Source organism: Acetobacterium sp. (genome assembly GCF_036508315.1).
Classification (GTDB): Bacteria; Bacillota; Clostridia; order Eubacteriales; family Eubacteriaceae; genus Acetobacterium.
Map to the genome: position 1 here is coordinate 73,276 of NZ_DATCHP010000005.1, position 20,735 is coordinate 94,010.

19 protein-coding genes are annotated in these 20,735 nt (G+C 43.0%); 16 read left to right on the forward strand and 3 right to left on the reverse strand.

Annotation, left to right across the window (positions count from 1 at the left end):
- Positions 1-4: 4 nt before the first annotated feature.
- The 11 genes from VIK44_RS00705 (at position 5) to VIK44_RS00755 (ending at position 13,765) form a co-directional block, all read left to right on the forward strand.
- The gene (locus VIK44_RS00705) at positions 5-1,756 is read left to right on the forward strand and encodes an NADH-dependent [FeFe] hydrogenase, group A6 (protein WP_331551904.1); all 1,752 of its coding nucleotides are present in this window, start codon (positions 5-7) and stop codon (positions 1,754-1,756) included.
- 86 nt (positions 1,757-1,842) lie between these two features.
- On the forward strand, positions 1,843-4,056 hold the full coding sequence (locus VIK44_RS00710; protein WP_331551906.1) for an ATP-dependent RecD-like DNA helicase: 2,214 nt from the start codon (positions 1,843-1,845) through the stop codon (positions 4,054-4,056).
- A gap of 105 nt (positions 4,057-4,161) precedes the next feature.
- Complete coding sequence (locus tag VIK44_RS00715; RefSeq protein ID WP_331551907.1) at positions 4,162-4,923, forward strand: ComF family protein; 762 nt, start codon at positions 4,162-4,164, stop codon at positions 4,921-4,923.
- Between the two features lie 121 nt (positions 4,924-5,044).
- Positions 5,045-5,950, forward strand: coding sequence for a UDP-N-acetylmuramate dehydrogenase (gene murB / locus VIK44_RS00720; RefSeq protein ID WP_331551908.1), 906 nt, complete (start codon positions 5,045-5,047; stop codon positions 5,948-5,950).
- An 18-nt stretch (positions 5,951-5,968) separates the two neighbouring features.
- Positions 5,969-6,700 carry a PHP domain-containing protein gene (locus VIK44_RS00725; protein ID WP_331551909.1) on the forward strand — a complete coding sequence of 244 codons (732 nt, stop codon included), beginning with the start codon at positions 5,969-5,971 and terminating at the stop codon, positions 6,698-6,700.
- A 159-nt stretch (positions 6,701-6,859) separates the two neighbouring features.
- Positions 6,860-7,732, forward strand: coding sequence for an RNase adapter RapZ (rapZ, locus tag VIK44_RS00730; RefSeq protein ID WP_331551910.1), 873 nt, complete (start codon positions 6,860-6,862; stop codon positions 7,730-7,732).
- 334 nt (positions 7,733-8,066) lie between these two features.
- The gene (locus VIK44_RS00735) at positions 8,067-9,077 is read left to right on the forward strand and encodes a gluconeogenesis factor YvcK family protein (protein ID WP_331551911.1); all 1,011 of its coding nucleotides are present in this window, start codon (positions 8,067-8,069) and stop codon (positions 9,075-9,077) included.
- 327 nt (positions 9,078-9,404) lie between these two features.
- Positions 9,405-10,412: a DNA-binding protein WhiA gene (whiA, locus tag VIK44_RS00740; protein ID WP_331551912.1), complete on the forward strand. Its 1,008-nt coding sequence runs from the start codon at positions 9,405-9,407 to the stop codon at positions 10,410-10,412.
- Positions 10,413-10,542: 130 nt separating this feature from the next.
- Positions 10,543-12,423, forward strand: a complete 1,881-nt coding sequence (locus tag VIK44_RS00745; RefSeq protein WP_331551913.1) for a nucleoside-diphosphate sugar epimerase/dehydratase — start codon at positions 10,543-10,545, stop codon at positions 12,421-12,423.
- 23 nt (positions 12,424-12,446) lie between these two features.
- Positions 12,447-13,241 carry a tyrosine-protein phosphatase gene (locus tag VIK44_RS00750; RefSeq protein ID WP_331551914.1) on the forward strand — a complete coding sequence of 265 codons (795 nt, stop codon included), beginning with the start codon at positions 12,447-12,449 and terminating at the stop codon, positions 13,239-13,241.
- Positions 13,229-13,765 (forward strand): VanZ family protein, encoded by a 537-nt coding sequence (locus tag VIK44_RS00755; protein WP_331551915.1) that lies wholly within the window; start codon positions 13,229-13,231, stop codon positions 13,763-13,765. The genes VIK44_RS00750 and VIK44_RS00755 overlap by 13 nt, the downstream gene beginning before the upstream one ends.
- Positions 13,766-13,880: 115 nt before the next feature.
- Here VIK44_RS00755 and VIK44_RS00760 read toward each other — a convergent pair whose 3' ends face one another.
- The 3 genes from VIK44_RS00760 to VIK44_RS00770 all read right to left on the reverse strand — a co-directional run bounded on the left by VIK44_RS00760 (position 13,881) and on the right by VIK44_RS00770 (position 15,183).
- Complete coding sequence (locus VIK44_RS00760; RefSeq protein WP_331551917.1) at positions 13,881-14,459, reverse strand: sigma-70 family RNA polymerase sigma factor; 579 nt, start codon at positions 14,457-14,459, stop codon at positions 13,881-13,883.
- 236 nt (positions 14,460-14,695) lie between these two features.
- Positions 14,696-14,923, reverse strand: a complete 228-nt coding sequence (locus VIK44_RS00765) for a DUF2922 domain-containing protein (RefSeq protein WP_331551918.1) — start codon at positions 14,921-14,923, stop codon at positions 14,696-14,698.
- 35 nt (positions 14,924-14,958) lie between these two features.
- Positions 14,959-15,183: a DUF1659 domain-containing protein gene (locus VIK44_RS00770; RefSeq protein WP_331551919.1), complete on the reverse strand. Its 225-nt coding sequence runs from the start codon at positions 15,181-15,183 to the stop codon at positions 14,959-14,961.
- Positions 15,184-15,378: 195 nt separating this feature from the next.
- Between VIK44_RS00770 and VIK44_RS00775 the strand changes: the two genes are divergently transcribed.
- The 5 genes from VIK44_RS00775 (at position 15,379) to wecB (ending at position 20,552) form a co-directional block, all read left to right on the forward strand.
- Entirely contained in the window at positions 15,379-16,017 is a 639-nt protein-coding gene (locus tag VIK44_RS00775) for a sugar transferase (protein ID WP_331551931.1), read from the forward strand.
- Positions 16,014-16,886, forward strand: a complete 873-nt coding sequence (locus VIK44_RS00780) for an NAD-dependent epimerase/dehydratase family protein (protein ID WP_331551920.1) — start codon at positions 16,014-16,016, stop codon at positions 16,884-16,886. The genes VIK44_RS00775 and VIK44_RS00780 overlap by 4 nt, the downstream gene beginning before the upstream one ends.
- 4 nt (positions 16,887-16,890) lie before the next feature.
- A complete protein-coding gene (locus VIK44_RS00785; protein ID WP_331551921.1) occupies positions 16,891-18,144 on the forward strand; it encodes a glycosyltransferase family 4 protein in 1,254 nt (417 codons plus the stop codon).
- A 64-nt stretch (positions 18,145-18,208) separates the two neighbouring features.
- Positions 18,209-19,429: a nucleotide sugar dehydrogenase gene (locus VIK44_RS00790; protein ID WP_331551922.1), complete on the forward strand. Its 1,221-nt coding sequence runs from the start codon at positions 18,209-18,211 to the stop codon at positions 19,427-19,429.
- Between the two features lie 19 nt (positions 19,430-19,448).
- A complete protein-coding gene (gene wecB / locus VIK44_RS00795) occupies positions 19,449-20,552 on the forward strand; it encodes a non-hydrolyzing UDP-N-acetylglucosamine 2-epimerase (RefSeq protein WP_331551923.1) in 1,104 nt (367 codons plus the stop codon).
- The last annotated feature ends 183 nt before the right edge of the window (positions 20,553-20,735 follow it).

Sequence of the window (20,735 nt, forward strand, 5' to 3'; positions counted from 1 at the left end):
AAATATGAAAGAAATAACTTTTAAAATTGATAATCAAGATATTACTGTCCCTGAAGGAACCACGATCCTTGAAGCGGCCAGAATGCATAATATCGACATCCCGACACTCTGTTTCCTAAAAGGAATCAATGAGATTGGTGCCTGTCGAATGTGTCTGGTCGAAATCAAAGGAGCAAGAGCCCTTCAAGCAGCCTGTGTTTATCCGGTTGCGAATGGTATCGATGTTTTAACAAATTCCCCAAATGTGCGTAAAGCAAGAAAAACCAATTTGGAGTTGATTCTTTCGAATCATAACCGAGAATGCACCATCTGCGTTCGTAATAACAACTGCGAGCTCCAGACCATGGCAGAAGAACTTGGCGTTTCCGAAATTCCTTTTGAAGGGGAAAAATCCGGAAAATTAATTGATGATAAATCCGACTCCATTGTAAGAGACGAAAGCAAATGTATTCTTTGCAAGCGGTGTGTTTCCGTTTGCTCAGATGTGCAAAACGCTTCTGTTCTCGGAACTGTCGGCCGTGGATTCACAGCCCAGGTTCAGCCTGTCTTTGGAAAATCTCTGGCGGATGTCGGTTGTATCCGATGCGGTCAATGTATCATTAATTGTCCCGTCGGTGCCCTGAAGGAAAAATCAGACATCAAACGTGTTTGGGATGCCCTTGGCGACAAAACCAAAACGGTTATTGTTGAAGTGGCACCTGCGGTCAGAGCATCATTGGGAGAAGAATTCGGATATCCGATGGGAACTCCTGTAACCGATCAAATGGCAGCATCTCTTCGACGACTTGGATTCGATAAAGTTTTCGATACCGGTTTCGGGGCGGATGTTACCATTATGGAAGAAGGAACAGAGCTTCTTAACCGGATTAACAAGGGCGGAGTGCTTCCGATGATCACATCCTGTTCACCAGGCTGGATCACCTATGCTGAACTCTATCACCCAGAGATTCTAAAACATCTGTCAACCTGCAAATCACCACAGAACATAACAGGTGCATTACTCAAAAGCCATTATGCAGAAGCCAATGGCATCGATCCCAAAGACATGGTTGTTGTTTCAGTCATGCCCTGTACCGCTAAAAAATATGAATTGAAGCGGGAAGAATTAAAAGTTGACGGCATCCAGGATGTTGACATCTCCATCACAACCCGTGAACTGGCACGTATGATTAAAGAGGCAAGAATTATCTTCAATAAACTGCCAAAAGAAGACTTTGACGATTACTACGGCGAATCCACTGGGGCAGCCGTTATCTTCGGCGCAACCGGTGGTGTTATGGAAGCTGCGGTAAGAACCCTGGCGGATATCCTTAATAAAACAGACGTCCAGAAAATCGATTATGAAATATTCCGTGGGGTTAAAGGTATCAAAACAGCAACAGTAGACATAACTCCAGACCTGGCGGTTAAATTAGTGGTTGCCAGCGGCGGAAGCAATATCGAAACCATTATGCAGCAATTAAAAGCCGGAGAACTGGACGACGTGCATTTCATTGAATTAATGGGATGTCCGGGAGGCTGTGTCAACGGTGGGGGCCAATCCATCGTACCTGCGAAAGAAAAAATGGACATCGATATTCGTGCACAGAGAGCCAAAGCGCTTTATCACTCGGATGCAAAGGTCCTGAAATACCGCAAGTCACACCAAAGTCCATCGGTTATTCGTATTTACGACGAATACCTCGGAGAACCTAACGGAGAGAAATCCCATCATCTTCTTCACACAACTTACTGTAAAAAACCAAAATTGGTGTAACAGTAAAATAGAACAAAAAGGGCCCAATAATGGGTCCTTTTTTGTGTTATAATTAAGGTACTATATTTAAAAACCAGGAGAAAACAATGGAAACCATTAAGGGAACGGTGGAGCACATCGTCTTTAGAAATAGCAGCAACGGCTACACCGTGGCCCATTTTGACATTGAGGGAGACATGGTCACCGTCGTTGGTAATTTTGACGAGCTGAACCATGGAGAATACCTCAAATTGACAGGATTTTGGATTGAGCATAAAAACTATGGCGATCAATTTTCCATGGAAAGCTATGCCATGGAAATTCCCACCTCCACCGAAGGCATTACCCGGTATTTAGCCTCCGGCATCCTTCCGGGGATCGGAGAAAAAACAGCCAAAGCCATTGTGGCACGTTTCGGAGAAAATACTCTGGATATTCTCGATAACCATCCCGAGCGACTAGGGGAAATAAAAGGCATCGGCAAGAAAACCCTGGCCGGGATTAAAGAAGTTTACAGCGAACAAAAAGAAGTCCGCCAGATCATGATCCAGATTCAGGACTATGGCATTTCTGCAAACTGGGCCATGAAACTCTATAAAACCTATAAAAGCGATACCATTTCAATTCTTCTGAATCAGCCTTATCAGATGATTGAAGACATCCGCGGAATCGGCTTTAAAATTGCCGACCAGATTGCCGCCCAGCTGGGGTTTGAGACAAACAGCCCGGGCCGGATTCTGGCCGGGATTAATTTTTGTTTAGGAGAATGCTACAATCGCGGGAATACCTTTATGACCGAGTCAGAGCTCATAAAAACAAGCGCCCGGATTTTAGGGGTGGAAACCGATGAGATTGTCTATCAGCTGGGTGAACTCATTTTAATGGGAGGAATCATTCAGGAAACCGTCAGAGATGAACTGGTTTATTACCCGAGAAACCTCTTTGAAGCCGAGGATAATACGGCCCTGGCCATGGCCCGGATCAGCAAAGGGGTTTATGAGCTTCCCAATATCAACATCGAAGAAAAAATAAAGAAATATGAAAAAGAAATGTCAATTACCCTGGATAACAAGCAGCGGGAAGCAGTGACCGCCGCAGTTGATCATGGGGTGATCATCATCACCGGAGGCCCCGGCACCGGCAAAACAACCATTATCAACGGGATCGTCCGGATTTTCGAAGAAATCGGTTTAAAAACCGTTTTGGCAGCCCCCACCGGCCGGGCCGCCAAACGCATCACCGAAACCACCGGACACGAGGCCAAAACCATCCACCGTCTGCTGGAATATGAGTTCAGCCAAAACGACGATTTCCCGAGTTTTTCCAAAGACGAAGCCAATCCACTGGAAGCCGATGCCATTATCGTGGATGAGTCCTCAATGATTGATATCCTTCTCATGGATAGCCTTTTAATGGCCATTCAACCCGGAACCCGGCTCATTATGGTTGGGGATGCCGATCAGCTTCCTTCCGTAGGTCCCGGGAATGTGCTTAAAGATGTCATAGAAAGTGATGCCGTGAAGGTTTTAGAGCTGGAACGCATCTATCGTCAGTCCGAAGAAAGCATGATTTCCGTTAATGCATTTGAGATTAATCGTGGGAAAATGCCGGACATCAACAACGAAAGCGACTTTTTATTCCTGAATAAAAACGACAACGATAAACTTCTGCGGGATATTTTGGATTTGGTGACCCATCGCATCCCAAGCGCCAAAGGTTTTAAAAGCATCCAGGACATCCAGGTCATTTCTCCCATGAAAAAAGGAAAAGTCGGAGTGATTAACCTCAATAAAGAGCTCCAGGCCGTTCTGAATCCCCAGTCTGAAAACCGCGCCCAGCGGGAGTTTGGCATGATGATCTACCGTGAAGGGGACAAGGTCATGCAGATTAAAAATAATTACCATCTCAAATGGGAAGATGCCACTGGCTTTGAAGAAGGGGAAGGGATTTACAATGGCGACATTGGCATTCTTGAAGCCATGGATGAAGAAGAAAAGACCTTTACCATTTTATTCAACGACGGAAAACGCGTCCACTATAATTTCGATCAAATGGATGAAATCACCCACGCCTATGCCATGACCGTTCACAAAAGCCAGGGAAGCGAATTCCCGGTGGTGGTCATGCCCATTGTCGGAGGCCCGCCCTTGTTCCTCAACCGGAAGCTCCTTTACACCGCCATCACCCGGGCAAAAAAACTCCTGATTCTGATGGGAAATAATTATGTGTTCAGACAAATGATCAAATCAGGGGATACCCAGGAACGCCAAACCGCCCTGCGGGAGCGGATTGTCGATTACATGAACAACCCCATGATATAGAATTTGTATGTGAATGATTCAACGTTTGCCGGCTATGTTGATGTCTAATGAACAACCCCTGTAGATTATCAATCGCCCGCCACCCTATAATCGAGAGGAACCCCAATGGATATAATAGCAAAACTTATTACTTTTCTCGAAAACAACCTCTTTCTAAAAAATGGAACCTGCCCAATCTGCGGCAAGGTTCTTTTTATGACCGATCATTTTCTTTGCAGCGGCTGTGACGAAGATCTTCCGGTCATCAATGGTCCGACCTGTGAAAGTTGCGGCCGTCTGGTGTTTGCCACAGATCGCCCACGGTGTAAGGCCTGTGCGAAAGGCAATTTTCCATTTGCCGGAGGTTATGCCTGGCTCTTTTACCATCAATCCGGGAAGGCCCTGGTCCATGCCATCAAGTTTAAAAATCGGCCCAACCTGGGAATATGGGCAGGCACCCAAATCGGACGGGAATTAGCCAAAATCCACTGGTCGAAAGAGCTTGAACTGATCATCCCGGTGCCGCTCCACCCCAGTCGGTTAGAAGATCGGGGATACAATCAAAGTGAAAAAATTGCCCGGGGCATACTGGCAGGTTTGGAAGAAAGTTTCGCATTAAGTCAGACCAAATTGCCGGAGCTTAAGCCCCAGCACCTGAGACGCAGCCGAAATACTCCCCATCAGGTCGGTCAGGGCAGAGAAGAGCGATTAACAAATCTCCTGGGCGCTTTTAGCGCAGAACAGCTTGAGTCCCTTCAGGGAAAAAAAGTCCTTGTCGTGGATGACGTTCTGACCACCGGAGCAACCCTGGCAGAAGTAGCCGCAACCCTATTGGAAGCAGGAGCAAAACAGGTTTATATTGCCACAGTTTGTGCCGTAGCGGAATAGATAAAACCTTAAATTGATCGGGTCGGGGACTTTTTTTTGTGGCGAATCCCATAAAAGAATGATATGATAGATTTGAAAAAAATGAAAAAGGTCAGAACATGGGAAGGACAAAAAAGAATAGATGGAAGAATTAATAAAAAAATTAAACGCTGTAATGGCTGCAGAAAATATAAGGCTTAACGAGCCTATGAAAAATCACACATCCTTTAAAGTCGGAGGTCCTGTGGACATTTTACTGATGCCCCAGACAAAGCAGGAAGTGGGAGAGGCACTGGCAATCTGTCGGGAATCCGCCATTCCATTGTATGTTATCGGAAACGGCAGCAACCTTCTGGTACAGGACGGCGGCGTCCGCGGGATCATCCTTCAAACCAAAGGCCTGAAACAGGTAACGGTTCAGGGTGAAACACTGATGGCGGAACCGGGAATTAGTTTAAAAGACCTGGCCGATATTGCATTGGAAGAAGAACTTACCGGATTGGAGTTTGCATCAGGCATTCCAGGATCCCTGGGAGGTGCTGTAACCATGAATGCCGGAGCCTTTGACGGGGAAATGAAAAACATCATTGAAAGCATTGAGGTAATCACCGAAAATGGCAATATTAATACCATTCCTGTGGAGGCCTGTGACTTCGGCTATCGAAAAAGTGTGCTGCAGAAGTATAACTGGGTTCTGGTAGGCATTAACCTGGCATTAAGCAAGGGCGACTATCATGAAATTAAAGATAAAATGCTGGACTTTAACACAAGAAGACAGGATAAACAGCCGTTAGAATACCCCAGCGCCGGAAGCACCTTCCGTCGTCCCGAAGGTTATTATGCCGGAAAACTGGTTCAGGATGCAGGCTTCAGAGGCTACTCCATTGGCGGAGCCCAGGTGTCGGAAAAACACAGCGGTTTTGTCATTAACAAAGGAGATGCCACCGCCGCCGATATATTAGGGCTCATCTCGACCATTCAGGCAGGGGTCAAGGAGAAATTCGGGGTTGATCTGAAGACCGAAGTGATTGTCATCGGTGAGCCCTGATCAGGATAAAGGAACAACATGAAAATAACACATGATATGCATACGCACAGCACCTATAGCCATGGCAAAAACACCATTGCAGAAATGGTGGACCAGGGCCGGAAGATTGGCCTTAAGGCCATTACGATTTCCGACCATGGCCGGAGCCATCCATTATTCGGGGTGCGGAAAAAAAGCTTTGCAAAAATGCGCAGAGAAATTGACGCCCTGAATCAAAAATATGACGACATTGACGTATATCTTTCCGTTGAATCCAATTTGACCGGAGCCAATGGGGACATTGACATCAAAGACGAAGAACTGAAATATTGTGACTGGATCAGTGTCGGTTATCATTACGGGTATGTGGCAGCAAGCTTTTCAGACTTCCTTCGGTTCGCCATTCCCAATTACACCGCCAAGGTACTGCCCTTTATCCGAAAAAGGGTGACCCGGATGAACACCCAATCCTATGTTAAAATGATGGAGCGCTATGACGTTAAACTCATTACCCATCCAGGAGATAAAATGCCCATTGACATTGACGCTGTGGCCAAAGCCGCCGCAAAATACGGGGTGCTACTGGAAATCAACCCCAGACATGACCATCTGAATGTGGAAGAACTTAAAATTGCCATGAAATACAATGGCAATTTTGTCATTAACAGCGATGCCCATTGCATCGAAGCTGTGGGAGACATGCGAAATGTACCGGAAATCGTCACCGCCGCCGGATTACCCCTGGAGCGAATTGTAAATATAGCCGATTAAATAGACGAACCTTCCCAGGCCATTATTTATGGTTGTGTGCTGCAAGATCGTACAGGCTATCGCCTGTTCGCCTTGATGCACACAACTTCATAAATAATTGTCCTTGGAAGGTTTATCAGCAAAAAACCAATTTAAAATAACGCCACCAAAGGAGACCCCATGAAAACTATTATCATCACAGGAATGTCCGGAGCCGGGAAATCCCAGGCCATCCAAATTTTAGAAGATCTTGGTTTTTTTTGTATTGACAATTTGCCTGAACAGCTCATTGTCACCTTTCTTAATCTCTGCAAACAATCCGCCTCAGGTATCGATAAAATAGCGTTGGTCACGGATATACGCGGCGATATATTTTTAGACGGGAAAACATCCCCGCTGGAAGAATACAAAGATCATGAAAAAGATGTGGAAATCCTGTTTTTAGATGCGGAGGACGAGGTTTTAGTGGCCCGATATCAGGAAACACGACGAGCCCACCCCTTAGCCGAGTGCAGCGGAAATTTACTGGAAGCCATTCAAAAAGAACGAAGGACCCTGGATCATTTCAGAGAAATTGCTGATGTGGTGATTGACACCTCAAACATCAAAGTAGCAGAATTGAGAAGGAAGCTCCGTGCGCTTCTAAAAAAAGAAGAGCATCAGACAAAGCCTTGGGTCAATATTTATTCCTTTGGGTTTAAGCATGCCAGTCCTTCCAGTGCCGACTTTGTTTTTGATGTCCGATTCCTGCCCAATCCTTTTTATAAAAAAGAGCTCAGAGAGCTAACCGGAGAAGACCAGGCCGTTCGTGATTATGTCATGTCATCAACTAAGGCAAAAGTATTTTATGATAAACTCCTCGATCTTTTGGAGTATGTCATTCCCCAGTTCACCAATGTTTCTAAAAACACCGTGGAAATTGCCATTGGCTGCACCGGCGGCCAGCATCGGTCAGTAACCTTTGCCTGGCTACTTGCAGAAGCGCTTAAAGAAAAAGGCTATGAAACCAGACTGAGACATCGGGACATCACAAAAAATCGGCTTGAGCAATAAAACCCAATAAAACTCAGACAAACAAACTTTTTCAAGGACAATTATTTTATTAAGTTATGTGCCTCATGGCGAATAGGCGATAGCCTGTCCGATCCTTCAGCATTCAACGATAATTCATAGGCTTGGAAGTTCAGGTTTTCGACTTACCCGGGACACCAAAAAGTAACTAGACGAACCTTCCAGGGACAATTATTTATGAAGTTGTGTGCCTCAAGGCGAACAGGCGATAGCCTGTCCGATCTTGCAGCACACAACCATAAATAATGGCCCGGGAAGGTTCGTCAACACAAACCTGATTTCAAAAAACCCAATAAAAATAAAGGATGTGATCTCCATGGATATGAAAGAATACATCAGAGAGTTTACACTGAAAGATATCGTAAAAGTCAGAAACCCCAGAGTCGTTGCCCTGGGCGGCGGCACCGGGCTTTCGGTGATCCTGCGGGGATTAAAAAAATATACCGAAAACCTCACTGCCATTGTCACCGTTGGCGACGACGGTGGCGGCTCAGGCATGCTCAGAGAAGATCTGGGAATCCTCCCACCCGGAGACATCAGATCCTGTATTCTGGCATTGGCCGATGACGAAAACGTCATGCAGGATCTTTTCAACTACCGTTTTAAAGCCGGCAGTATGGAAGGCCAAAGCTTCGGCAACCTCTTTCTCGCCGCCATGAACGGCATCAGCCAGGATTTTTACGATGCCGTGCGCCGAACCTCGGATGTCCTTCAGATACAAGGCGAAGTCCTTCCGGTAACCCTTTGTGAAATGATCCTCATGGCCTCTCTGGAAAATGACGACATTGTTGAAGGCGAATCTAAAATCCCTTTAGCCGCCATAGAGAGACACAGCCCTATTTCTCAAATATTTTTAAAACCAAAAGATATTAAGCCCCTGCCGGAAACCATTGAGGCCATCTGCAATGCGGATCTTATTATACTTGGGCCAGGAAGCCTTTACACCAGTGTCATTCCAAATTTGCTGGTAGCCGATGTGGCCCGGGCTATTTTTGACAGCCGTGCCAAACGTTTTTATATTGGCAATATTATGACCGAGCCCGGAGAAACCACCGGGTACACCCAGGCAGACCACATCCGCGCCATTGAAAAACACCTGGACCAGGATGAAGGTCATCTTTTTGATTATGTGATTGTTAATAACGGATTCTTACCAAAAAGCATCGAAGAGAAATACAATAAATACAACGCCACCGTGGTACCCTTAGGAACCCCGGTAAAAGGGTATGAGTACATCATGGATGACTTTGTCAGCATGGAAAACGGCACCGTCCGCCACGATGCCCACCTGTTAGCACGTCGCATTTTTGAAATTTATATGAAATAGCAAAAAGTAAATAGACCACCCCTTCGAGGACAATTGTTTATGAAGTTGTGTGCCTCAAGGCGAACAGGCGTCAGCCTGTCCGATCTTGCAGCACACAACCAAACGTCAAGGCCTGAAAGTTAAGGTTTTCGACCCACCATGTGTATCATTGCATAAAGCCAAAAAGTAAATAGACCGACCTTCCCAGGACAATTGTTTATGAAGTTGTGTGCCTCAAGGCGAACAGGCGTTAGCCTGTCCGATCTTGCAGCACACAACCATAAACAATGGCCTGGGAAGGTCGGTCACCACAATACTTTGATTCAAATATAACCCAAAGGAGAAGCCATGACATTTTCAGCCCTGTTAAAGAAAGATATTTCAAAGCTTCCCTTTGGGAGTAAGGTATGCCAGCGGGCCGAGCTGTCAGGCATCATCGGCGCCATTGCCGTTATTGCAGTGAACGAGGCGGACGAAATGACCCTTGGGGTGAAAACCGAAAACCCGGCAGTGGCCACCCGGTGTTATCAGCTCATCAAAGGCCTGTACCATATCAAACCGAAACTGAAAATCGAAAAAACAAAGAAATTCAAAGAACATCGCGCCTATTTAGTGGCCGTGGAAGATCCGGTCCAGGTCAAAAGAATCCTTCAGGAACTTGAAATTTCGACCTATAATGCCATGGGAAAAGCGTTTTTCACCAATCAGGTCCCGGAAAATATCAAAAAGCAGGGGCCCCGGATCAAGGCCTATATTCGCGGTGCCTTTTTAGGATGCGGGTCCGTGTCAAACCCCGAAAAAACCTATCACCTGGAATTGGTGGGCAAGAAAACCCAGGTTCAATCCAAAGCCAGCCAGAACGACCCATCCCCAGAGGGAATTGAACCATCCACCTATCTCCAGAGCATTAAAGCACTGTTGGACGAATTTGCAATTAAATCCAATCTCATTCACCGGAAATCCCACTGGGTGCTTTACCTCAAAGAAGGGGAAAGTGTGGTTAATTTTCTAAACGTCATTGGTGCCCACCGCGGGCTGCTGGAAATGGAAAATATCCGGATCGTCAAAGAAATGCGTAATGATATTAACCGCCAGGTAAACTGTGAAACCGCCAACCTCAATAAAACCATTGTGGCTTCCTATGATCAGATTGCCGCCATTTTATTTCTCAAAGACACCCTGGGGCTGAACAATCTTCCCAAAAACCTGTACGACATCGCCGAGGTCCGGCTTAACTACCCGGATGCCAGCATTAAAGAGCTGGGAGAACGGCTGGATCCACCGGTGGGAAAATCCGGGGTTTATCATCGGTTGAAGAAATTAAACCAATTGGCGGAAGAACTGAGAATGAAATAAAAAACAAATACAAGCGGGAAGAGAATTATCGAAGATGCCAAATCGCTTGACTAAAATAGAGTGGATCGCTATAATAATTCAATGCGCCAACTGGGGCTTTATTTACTAATAAGGAATATGGAGACTATTTATGAATACAAACAATAAAAGAAAAGATTGGATATTAGCGACGATCATTCTGGTGGTCATGGACATTGCCGCACTCTTTTTGTCCTATTATTTTGCCTATCTGCTCCGATACAATTTTGACATGCCATCGAATGTCTTTTGGAATCTTGGCATTTTTCTGGTGGCGGCCATTTTTATTAAAATAGTGGTGTTTATGATGACCGGGATGTACCGCACCCTATGGAAGTTCGCCGGGATGCGGGAACTTGTCCAGATTATGGCGGCGGTGCTGTTTGCAAATGTTCTGGCGAATTTCATGTTCATTGCTGTGAATATCAGAATCCCGGGGTCAGTCATCATCCTGACCGCCATGATTGATGTTCTTTTTATCGGCGGCATCCGGATGTTTTACCGGGTGCTGCGACGATTTAATCATTCAATGCATACCGAAAAGAATCCCGGAGAGGAACGGACCCTGATTTTTGGTGCCGGGGAAGCCGGGGTTAAAATGCTGAAAGAACTGATGGACAGCCGCAAACGCTATAAAATCATTGGCTTTCTGGATGATGACCCCAGTAAACAGGGGAAGCGCCTGAATGGTATTCCCATATTCGGGGGCAGAAGTAAGCTTCAACAGTTGGTTGAAGACAAACAGATAACCCTTATTATTATTGCCTGCCCGGCCTCAAGCAATCAGGATATCAAAGAGGTGGCAGAGCTGGCCACAGCCACCAGGGTTGCGGTAAAAATTCTTCCCAGTTTCAGTGAAATTCTTAATTATGATGTGAAACTCAGCAGATTAAGAGATTTGAAAATTGAAGATCTGCTTGATCGGGATGTTGTGGTTCTTAATAAAGATCAGATTTCTGCCTTCATCAAAGACAAAGTGATTATGGTCACCGGGGGCGCCGGCTCCATTGGTTCAGAACTCTGCCGACAGATTATCCACTACAATCCCAAAAAGATCATTATTGTGGATTTCAATGAAAATGACCTGTATTTCCTTGAGCTGGAGCTTCAGCGCTTCCTCAGAAAACTGGCAACACAGATTCAGGTCGTTACCACCATCGATTTGGAAATTGCCTCAATGCGTGATGAAATACGGATTCAGGATTTATTTGAAGCCTATAAACCCCAGGTTGTTTTTCATGCAGCAGCCCATAAACATGTGCCGCTGATGGAGAAAACCCCTAAGGAAGCCGTCAAAAACAATATCTTCGGAACCAAAAACCTGTTGGATGCCTGTGTCCGTCATCATGTTGAAAAATTCGTCCAGATTTCCACCGACAAAGCCGTGAAGCCCACCAATGTTATGGGAACCACCAAGCGGGTATGCGAAATGCTCATCCAAACATACAATGAAAGCAACCACACCGAATTTGTGGCCGTGCGTTTTGGTAATGTTCTCGGCAGTAATGGCAGCGTTATTCCCATATTTAAAGAACAAATCGCCAATGGCGGACCGGTTACCGTTACCGATAAAAACATTACCCGGTTTTTTATGACCATTCCCGAAGCCACCCAGTTGGTGCTCCAGGCAGGAAGTATAGCCAAAGGCGGAGAAATTTTTGTTCTGGATATGGGCAACCCGGTGAAAATTGTTGAATTGGCAGAAAAGATGATCAGGCTGTCAGGACTTGTGCCCTATACCGAAATACCCATTGTCTTCACCGGGCTTCGCCCGGGAGAGAAGCTCTATGAAGAATTATCCTATAACCTCAAAGCCTTCGACAGTACCCAGCACAAAGATATTTTTGTCGAAGAAATTCGGCACTTTGAAAAAAACTGGATGGATGACCAATTGAAAACTCTGAGACAGGCAGCAGAAACCGGCAGTGACGATGATGTGGTCCGACTCCTGCAAGGCATGGTCCCGGATTATACCCCTGACCGCCAGGCATAAAAACGTGTCCCGAAAGGAAATAAATGATGATTGATTTACACTCGCATATACTACCGGGGGTTGATGACGGTGCCCGGACCATTGAAGAAAGTATGGACATGATCCGGGCGGCCAGAGATCAGGGCTTCCGAGGAATTATTCTCACCCCCCATTACATTGCCAATACGGATTACCAATCCAGAGTCAAAGAAAATAAAGCACTCTTTAAAGCTCTGAAAAAAACAGTAAAGGACCAGGGCATCGACCTCTTTCTTTTTCTGGGTAATGAGGTTTGTTATCGGGTCGGAATCCTTAAGCTCATTGAAAACGGCGATTTTACAACCATGAACGGCAGCCGCTATTTTCTCATTGAAACCAAGTCCCATTTACCGGATCTCTTCAATTTCGAGGCCTTTCTTTTCAAGCTTCAGTTAAAGGGATACACGACAATCATTGCCCACCCCGAACGCTACGATTTTGTTCAGAAAGACCCCAACGTCCTGGGAAATCTGGTTGCTAAGGGTTCCCTGGCCCAGATGAATATTTTAAGTCTCACCGGGTTTTACGGAACCAGAGCCCAGGCATGCGCAGAGATTCTCCTGACCCACAACATGGTTCATTTCCTTGCCAGCGACGCCCACAAACCCAAAAGTTACGAAGAGTTTGCCATTGCCCGGGAAAGAGCCATCGACCTTGTCGGAGAAAAAAAGGTCAGCCAAATGCTCAAAGAAAACCCGGGCCGGGTGCTGGTGGACGAAGCGATTAACATTTCCGAACCCAAGCGATATGAAGAATCCAAAAAAAGAAAGAGGAGCTTAAAAAGCTTATGGGAAAAATAACCAGACGCAGCGTTCTCTGGGCAATCGTTTTTTTCTGGATGATCGTCATCTTTTGTTTTTCAGCCCAGCCAGCCCCGGAATCCGCCCGTTTAAGCGGTGGCATAACAGAGTTTGTGGTGAGCAGTATTGTTTCCAATTTTGATAACCTCACCCGGTATGAACAGCACGTCATTACCCGGGATGCCAGTTTTATAATCAGAAAAGCAGCCCATATGAGCATTTTTGCCATACTTGGGTTGTTCACCATGCTGGCAGTCAATCAAACCGCCAAAACCGTCACCCTTCAAAAAATGCAAAAAAAACAGACCCAAAGTCTCATAGCTCTTGGGATCGGTATACTCTATGCCATCAGTGATGAATTCCATCAGCGTTTTGTCCCCGGAAGAAGCTGCGAGCTCCGTGACGTCCTCATCGACGTGTCCGGCGCCTGTGTGGGCATTGCCATAGCGTGGATGGTATTGCATACCCGTACCGACCGTATAAAACATAAAACCCCGGCGGGTCACAATAAAAATATCGCATAATACAAGGGGCGATTATTAATCGCCTTCAACGTATTGCCGCCCACAACGTAATACATTCACACCAACGTTTGCGGGCGATTAATAATCGCCCCTACGGGGAATTGAAACAAATGTTTCAATTCACCAACCCCATCCCAAAATGCGTCCGCAAATCCTGGATCGCCCGGCGATGCAACTTGACTAAACTATTGGAACTCACCCCAATTCTCTCACCAATGGCGATAAAACTTTGCTTTCTGAAATAATGTTCCTCGATAATCCAGCGCTGCCGCTCCCGCAGCAGCGGTAAATACTCGAACAACGCATTTAAATCTTCCTGATGCACAAAATCCCCTTCAATATGCGTGGCATCATCAGCCAGGACTTCCATCAATGTTGAATTCCCATTGGGAAGGGTTGCATCCAGGGATGAAAGATTCTGATGGGCCTTTGCAATATTTACAAAATAATAAAATAATTCCTTTTTCAAATACCCGGGAAAAGGCACGCCCAAATCTTCCTGATAATTTTCAATAGCCTTCAGCACAACCACCGCCCCTTCACTTAAGAAATCTTCCACAGCATCCCGATCATACACATAACGGCGAATCATGGTGAGAATTAAAGGACGAAACCCTTCAATCAACGCCATCTGACAATAGGGATCCTTTTGTTTAGCACCCCGTACCAAAGACAATACCTCATTCTGGTTCATAACAACCCTCCTCGAAAAATAGTTTAGAACGTATGTTCTATTCTCTATTATAAACACTTTCCAAAAAATTGCAACCGTTTTAAACTATAATATCCCATTTATTTTTAAAAATAAATGGGATATTTCTTAAAAAATTACCGTTATTCCTTTAATGTTTTAATAAGATATGGTAAAATGTGTTTGAAAAAAGGAACCAGTGTATACACTGGTTCCTCATATGGTTCATAGCGGATTGTCTAAACGGTGATCATGGCAAAGTCCTGGGTTGTGGTGCTGATGAGTTTACCACTCACCTTTTCAGTAAAATCTGAAGCTTCTGGTGCAAACACATTTTTTGTCAGGATGGTATCCATCACAGTGTTCAGTGCGGCTGCAGTCAAACTGGCATTGGCATCTGTTACGGTAATGGTAGAGTTTTTACCATCCGCCCGGCGAAACGCCATGGTCGCTTTAATTTCTGGCATAAAGGTTATCTCCTTTCTCTTAGATTTGGTTCAGGTTATACGCCTGGAATCAACAGGGAGCTTTCAATTTTAATGACTTCTTCCATGGTGGGTTCCTGCATACTTGCAAGAGCCTGAGCCACAGCGTAGATATCATCATCAATTGCGGATGCTTTCAGATTCGAATAAGTCTTAGACTTAATCGTTTCCTTCCCATCCACCAAACCGTAGTTCGAACGAACCTGGAGCTTATTGCTAAGGAATTCAGTAGTAACTGGCATTGTGTCACCTCCTTTCTTCTGGTATACTGTATATATGGCAGAATGAGAAAAAGGTGCCAAAGAATTTGGAACATTTCAAAAAACCCCGTAGGGGCGATTATTAATCGCCTTAAACCTATCGCATTACTACGGCGTTTGCATTTTAACCGAACAATTATTACCCGCCCGAACTAATAACAATTGGAGGTGCAAATCATCAGCTACTTAAAAATTAAACGAGTTATTGATATTGGTATAGCCTTTAGTGGATTAATCATACTTTCACCCATCTTCTTGATTTTGATTATCGCAATCAAGATTGACACCGAAGGACCAGTGCTGTTCAAACAGAAAAGAGTGGGGATTCATAAGACCCATTTTAACATATTGAAATTTCGCACCATGCGAATGGATACACCCAAAGATGTTCCCACCCATCAAATGGAGAATCCACTTCAATACATTACAAAAACGGGAAAGTTTCTAAGAAAAACAAGTTTGGATGAACTGCCCCAGATTATTAATATCCTCAAAGGTGAGATGAGCATCATCGGCCCGCGCCCGGCGCTATGGAATCAGTTTGATCTCATTGAAGAAAGAGATCAATATGGTGTAAATGATGTACCCGTTGGGTTAACCGGTTGGGCGCAGATTAATGGCCGAGATGAACTTCCCATTGAGGAGAAGGCGAAACTGGATGGAGATTACGTCAGGTCGATGAGCCTGGGGTTGGATGCTAAGTGCTTCTTTGGGACCTGTGTCTGCGTCTTTAAAAAAGACGGTGTTGTTGAAGGTGGTACCGGGACACTCGAAAAGAAAGAAAAATCCGTTGCTCTGGAGACAAACATAAGATGAAAAAAATATTAATCACCGGAGCCAATAGCTATATTGGCTCCAGTTTTGAGAAATGGGTTGGAAACTATCCGGGACAGTACCTGGTTGATACTGTTGATATGAAGGACGGGGCCTGGAAAGAGAATGACTTTTCAGGGTATGATGTTGTCTTTCATGCGGCGGGGATCGCCCACGTCGATGTTAAAAAAGCAACGGAAGAAACGAAAGCCCTTTACTCCAAGGTGAATCGAGACTTAACCATAGAAACCGCTGTAAAGGCGAAAAATGACGGGGTTAAGCAGTTCATCTTTATGAGCAGCATTATTGTTTATGGTGACAGCAGCCAACTCAATAAGAAAAGAGTCATTACCAAAGATACCATACCTCAGCCAACTAATTTCTATGGGAATAGTAAGCTTCAGGCCGAAGAGGGGATTAGAGATTTTGGGAGCGATGAATTCAAAGTTGTTATTCTAAGACCACCGATGATTTATGGTAAAGGGTCGAAGGGAAATTATCCGAGGCTGGCGAAAGTTGCACAGAAACTGCCGATTTTTCCTGATATTGACAATCAGCGAAGTATGCTGCATATTGATAATCTTTGCGAGTTTATAAGGCTTATGATTGAGAATGGTGAGGAAGGGTTGTTTTTCCCGCAAAATGGAGAGTATGTCAAGACTAGTGAAATGGTTAGGATGATTGCTGAGGCTCATGGGGGAAAGATGAGGCTGGTGAAGGTTTTTAATCCAATGATTCGAGTAATTTCTGGAGAAATCGGGATTTTCAATAAGGTTTTCGGAAATTTGGTGTATGAGCAAGGTATGAGTGGATATAAGAAAAGTTATCAAATTAATGATTTATTAAGTAGTATTAAAGAAACAGAAGGATAGAGATATGAAGACAATCTGGATTATTGATCACTATTCCTCTGAACCTAAATATGGTGGTATTTCAAGGCAGTATGATTTTGCTATTGAATTATCTGAACGCGGACACAATGTGGTAATTATTTCTTCCGCTTTTTCACATTTTACGCATACTTATATATCAGAGAATGCATATTATATTTCTAAAATTAATGATAATATGCATTATGTATATTTAAAAACATCTCCATATGCAGAAAATGATGGAATTTCTAGATTGCGAAATATGCTTTCTTTTAAAAAAGCAGTGATAAAAAATAGCGATATGATTGTGAAAGAATTTGGTAAACCAGATGTGATTAATGGATGCTCAGTGCATCCTTTTGCATGGGTAGCCGCTTATGAAGCTTCTAAAAAATATCAAGCAAGATTCAGTGTGGAGGTCAGGGATTTATGGCCAACTATCTGGGTATTGAACGGTGATAAGTCTAAATATCATCCCTTGGTTTTATTCTTTGGTACTTTAGAAAAATGGGCATATCGAAAAGCTGATAGAATTATATATTCCATGGCATATGGAGATAGATATATCTGTGATAAACTAGGGTTTAGCAAGAAAAAAACTTTTCTTATAGGACAGCCTATGGACTGTGAACGATTTGATAGAGATGCAGAAACAAAAAAAAGCCAGGTGCCTGAAGAAATTAGAACCTTCATGAAAGATTCTTTTACCTGTGTTTTTACTGGATACTATATGAAATATGAAGGCGTTTATATGATGTTAGAGGTAGCTAAGCTACTAAAAGAAAAAGGTTGTCCAATTAAAATGTTGTTTGTCGGAAGTGGTCAAGAGAAGGACGGAATGGAAGCCTATGCCAAAGAAAATAAGCTTGATAATGTTTATATCGGTTCGCGAATAAGTAAGGAAAGCATACCTGCATTACTTAAAGCCAGTAAAATTTGTCTGGCCCATTTAGCAATTGAAGACCATGAAGAAACCTATCAGTATGGGGTATCAAAAAATAAAGTAAATGAATATCTGTATTCTGGTGCTTGCACGATATATGGTTTTTTGTATAAGGATGATGCTGTAGCAACTTCTGGGGCAGGATATGTTATTGAACCTTTTAATTCACAAGAGCTGGCACAACGTATTGAAGAAGTATATCAAATGCCAGAAAGTCAGCGAGCGAAGTTTGGGGAAAATGGTCGTGCATTTATAAATGAAAATCACCGAGTTCAAGTGCTGACTGACAAGTTAGAGCAGGTATTCTTTGGTTAAAGGACAGGAAAGGACAGGACAATATGATAATTATTGATTTTGATTAAGAAAAGAGGGTAAAAGAATGATTAATATAGTTGGATTAGGCTACATTGGTTTGCCTACAGCTTTAATGTTTGCAAAAAGTGGCATTAAGGTAGTGGGAACAGACTACAATGAAAAATTAGTTAATTCACTACAAAAGAGTGAATTAACTTTTGAGGAACAGGGGTTAGGGCAGCTCTTTGAAGAGGCTCTTTCTAATGACATCGAATTTACCACAGAGTATCAAAAGACAGATACATATATTATTTCAGTCCCAACGCCTTATATCAAAGTAAGTAAAAAACTTGATCCTAAATATGTAAAATCTGCAGTAAACAGTATTCTAGGTGTTTGTGAAAAAGGTGCAGTATTAATTATTGAATCAACGATATCACCAGGCTCTATCGACAGATTTGTACGACCAGAAGTAGAAAAAAGAGGATTTGTCATAGGTCAAGATGTTCATTTAGTCCATGCCCCTGAAAGAATTATACCAGGGAATATGATATATGAACTTGAGCACAATTCAAGGACTATTGGAGCAGATGATATGGTAATTGGTGAGAGAGTAAAAGAATTATACTCGAATTTCTGCAAGGAAGAAATTGTTGTGACGGATATTAGGACAGCTGAAATGTCAAAGGTTATTGAAAATACATACCGAGATATTAATATTGCATTCGCTAATGAATTGGCCAAGATTTGCAGATCTGATAATATGGATGTCTATGAAATCATTAAGACTGCAAATATGCATCCACGCGTAAATATTTTACAACCGGGTCCAGGAGTGGGCGGTCATTGTATTTCAGTAGACCCCTGGTTTTTAGTAGGGGATTATCCTGATTTAACCAATATGATATTAATGGCAAGAAAGACAAATGATGCCATGCCAACACATGTTTTGAGAAGAATCAGGGATATCATGAGAGAACATGACATTAAAGATATTTCAAAAGTGGGGTTGTATGGATTAACTTATAAAGAAAACGTTGATGACATAAGAGAAAGCCCAACATTACAACTATTAGAACGAATGGATGAGCATTTGGCCTTCGGAGTTAAAGTATTTGATCCATTTATCAAAGAAAGAATTGTAGATCATCAGTTTATGAATTTTGAGGATTTTATTAATGAAATAGAAATTATTATTATTATGGTGGCACATGATCATATTAAAAAAAATATGGAGTTAATAAAAGATAAATTGGTTCTTGATACTAGAAATATATGTACTTTTGATGGTGCATATAAATTATAAAATAAGAGGGTAAATAAAATTGAAGAAAAATGTTTTGGTAGTATTTGGAACAAGACCAGAGGCAATTAAAATGTGCCCTCTGGTAAAAGAACTAAAAACCAGGGAGAAATTAAATACAATTGTTTGTGTTACAGGTCAACATAGAGAAATGTTAGATCAAGTATTGGTTGCGTTTGATGTGGTTCCAGATTATGATCTATCCATTATGCAAGCAAAGCAGACATTATTTGATGTAACCATAAATATCCTTAAAAAAATAAAAGCAGTACTAGAGGAAGTAAAACCAGATGTAGTGCTAGTGCATGGAGATACATCAACTACATTTGTAACAGCACTGGCTTGCTTTTATCTCCAGATACCGGTTGGACATGTAGAAGCAGGACTTAGAACTTATAATATCAATTCTCCATACCCAGAAGAATTTAACCGTCAAGCTGTAGGAATTGTAGCACAATTTAATTTTGCTCCTACCAAATTATCAAAGCAAAATCTTGTTAATGAAGGAAAAAACTCAGAAACAATTTATGTAACTGGTAATACCGCAATTGATGCGCTAAAAACTACTGTTAGAGATGATTATAACCATGAGCAGCTTATATGGGCATCTGATAGCAGACTTATCATGCTAACCGCTCACAGGAGAGAAAACCTTGGGGAACCTCTTCATAATATGTTTAGGGCAATAAAAAGAATAGTGGATGAAACGCCAGATATTAAGGTAATATATCCGATACATATGAATCCAGTGGTAAGAGACGCTGCAAAAGGAATACTTGGTGATTGCGAGAGAATCAGAATTATAGAGCCTTTAGATGTACTTGATTTTCATAATTTCCTGGCAAAGTCGTTTTTGATCCTGACTGATAGCGGTGGTATACAGGAAGAAGCTCCGAGTTTGGGAAAGCCGGTACTTGTTATGCGTGATACAACAGAGCGACCTGAAGGAATAGAAGCTGGAACACTAGAATTAGTGGGAACTGAAGAAGAGGTTATTTATAATACTTTTAAATTATTATTAGAGGATGAAAATGAGTATGAAAAAATGAGCCATGCAAGCAATCCTTATGGTGATGGATTTGCATGTAAGAGAATAGCAGATGTACTAGAAGCATATAATTTGTAACAAGTGAGTCAACAGATTGAATCAATTGTTGTATAGGGTTAATGATGGCTCTTAAAAAAATAATTATTTACCAACTCCAAAAGTAAAAGAGAATTTTGTAATGTTTGAGTCATTTTATTCTGTTTTCAGAGGCAGTACTGAGCTAGAGCTTACCACCTGTGGAAGGAAAATCTTGATTTAAAA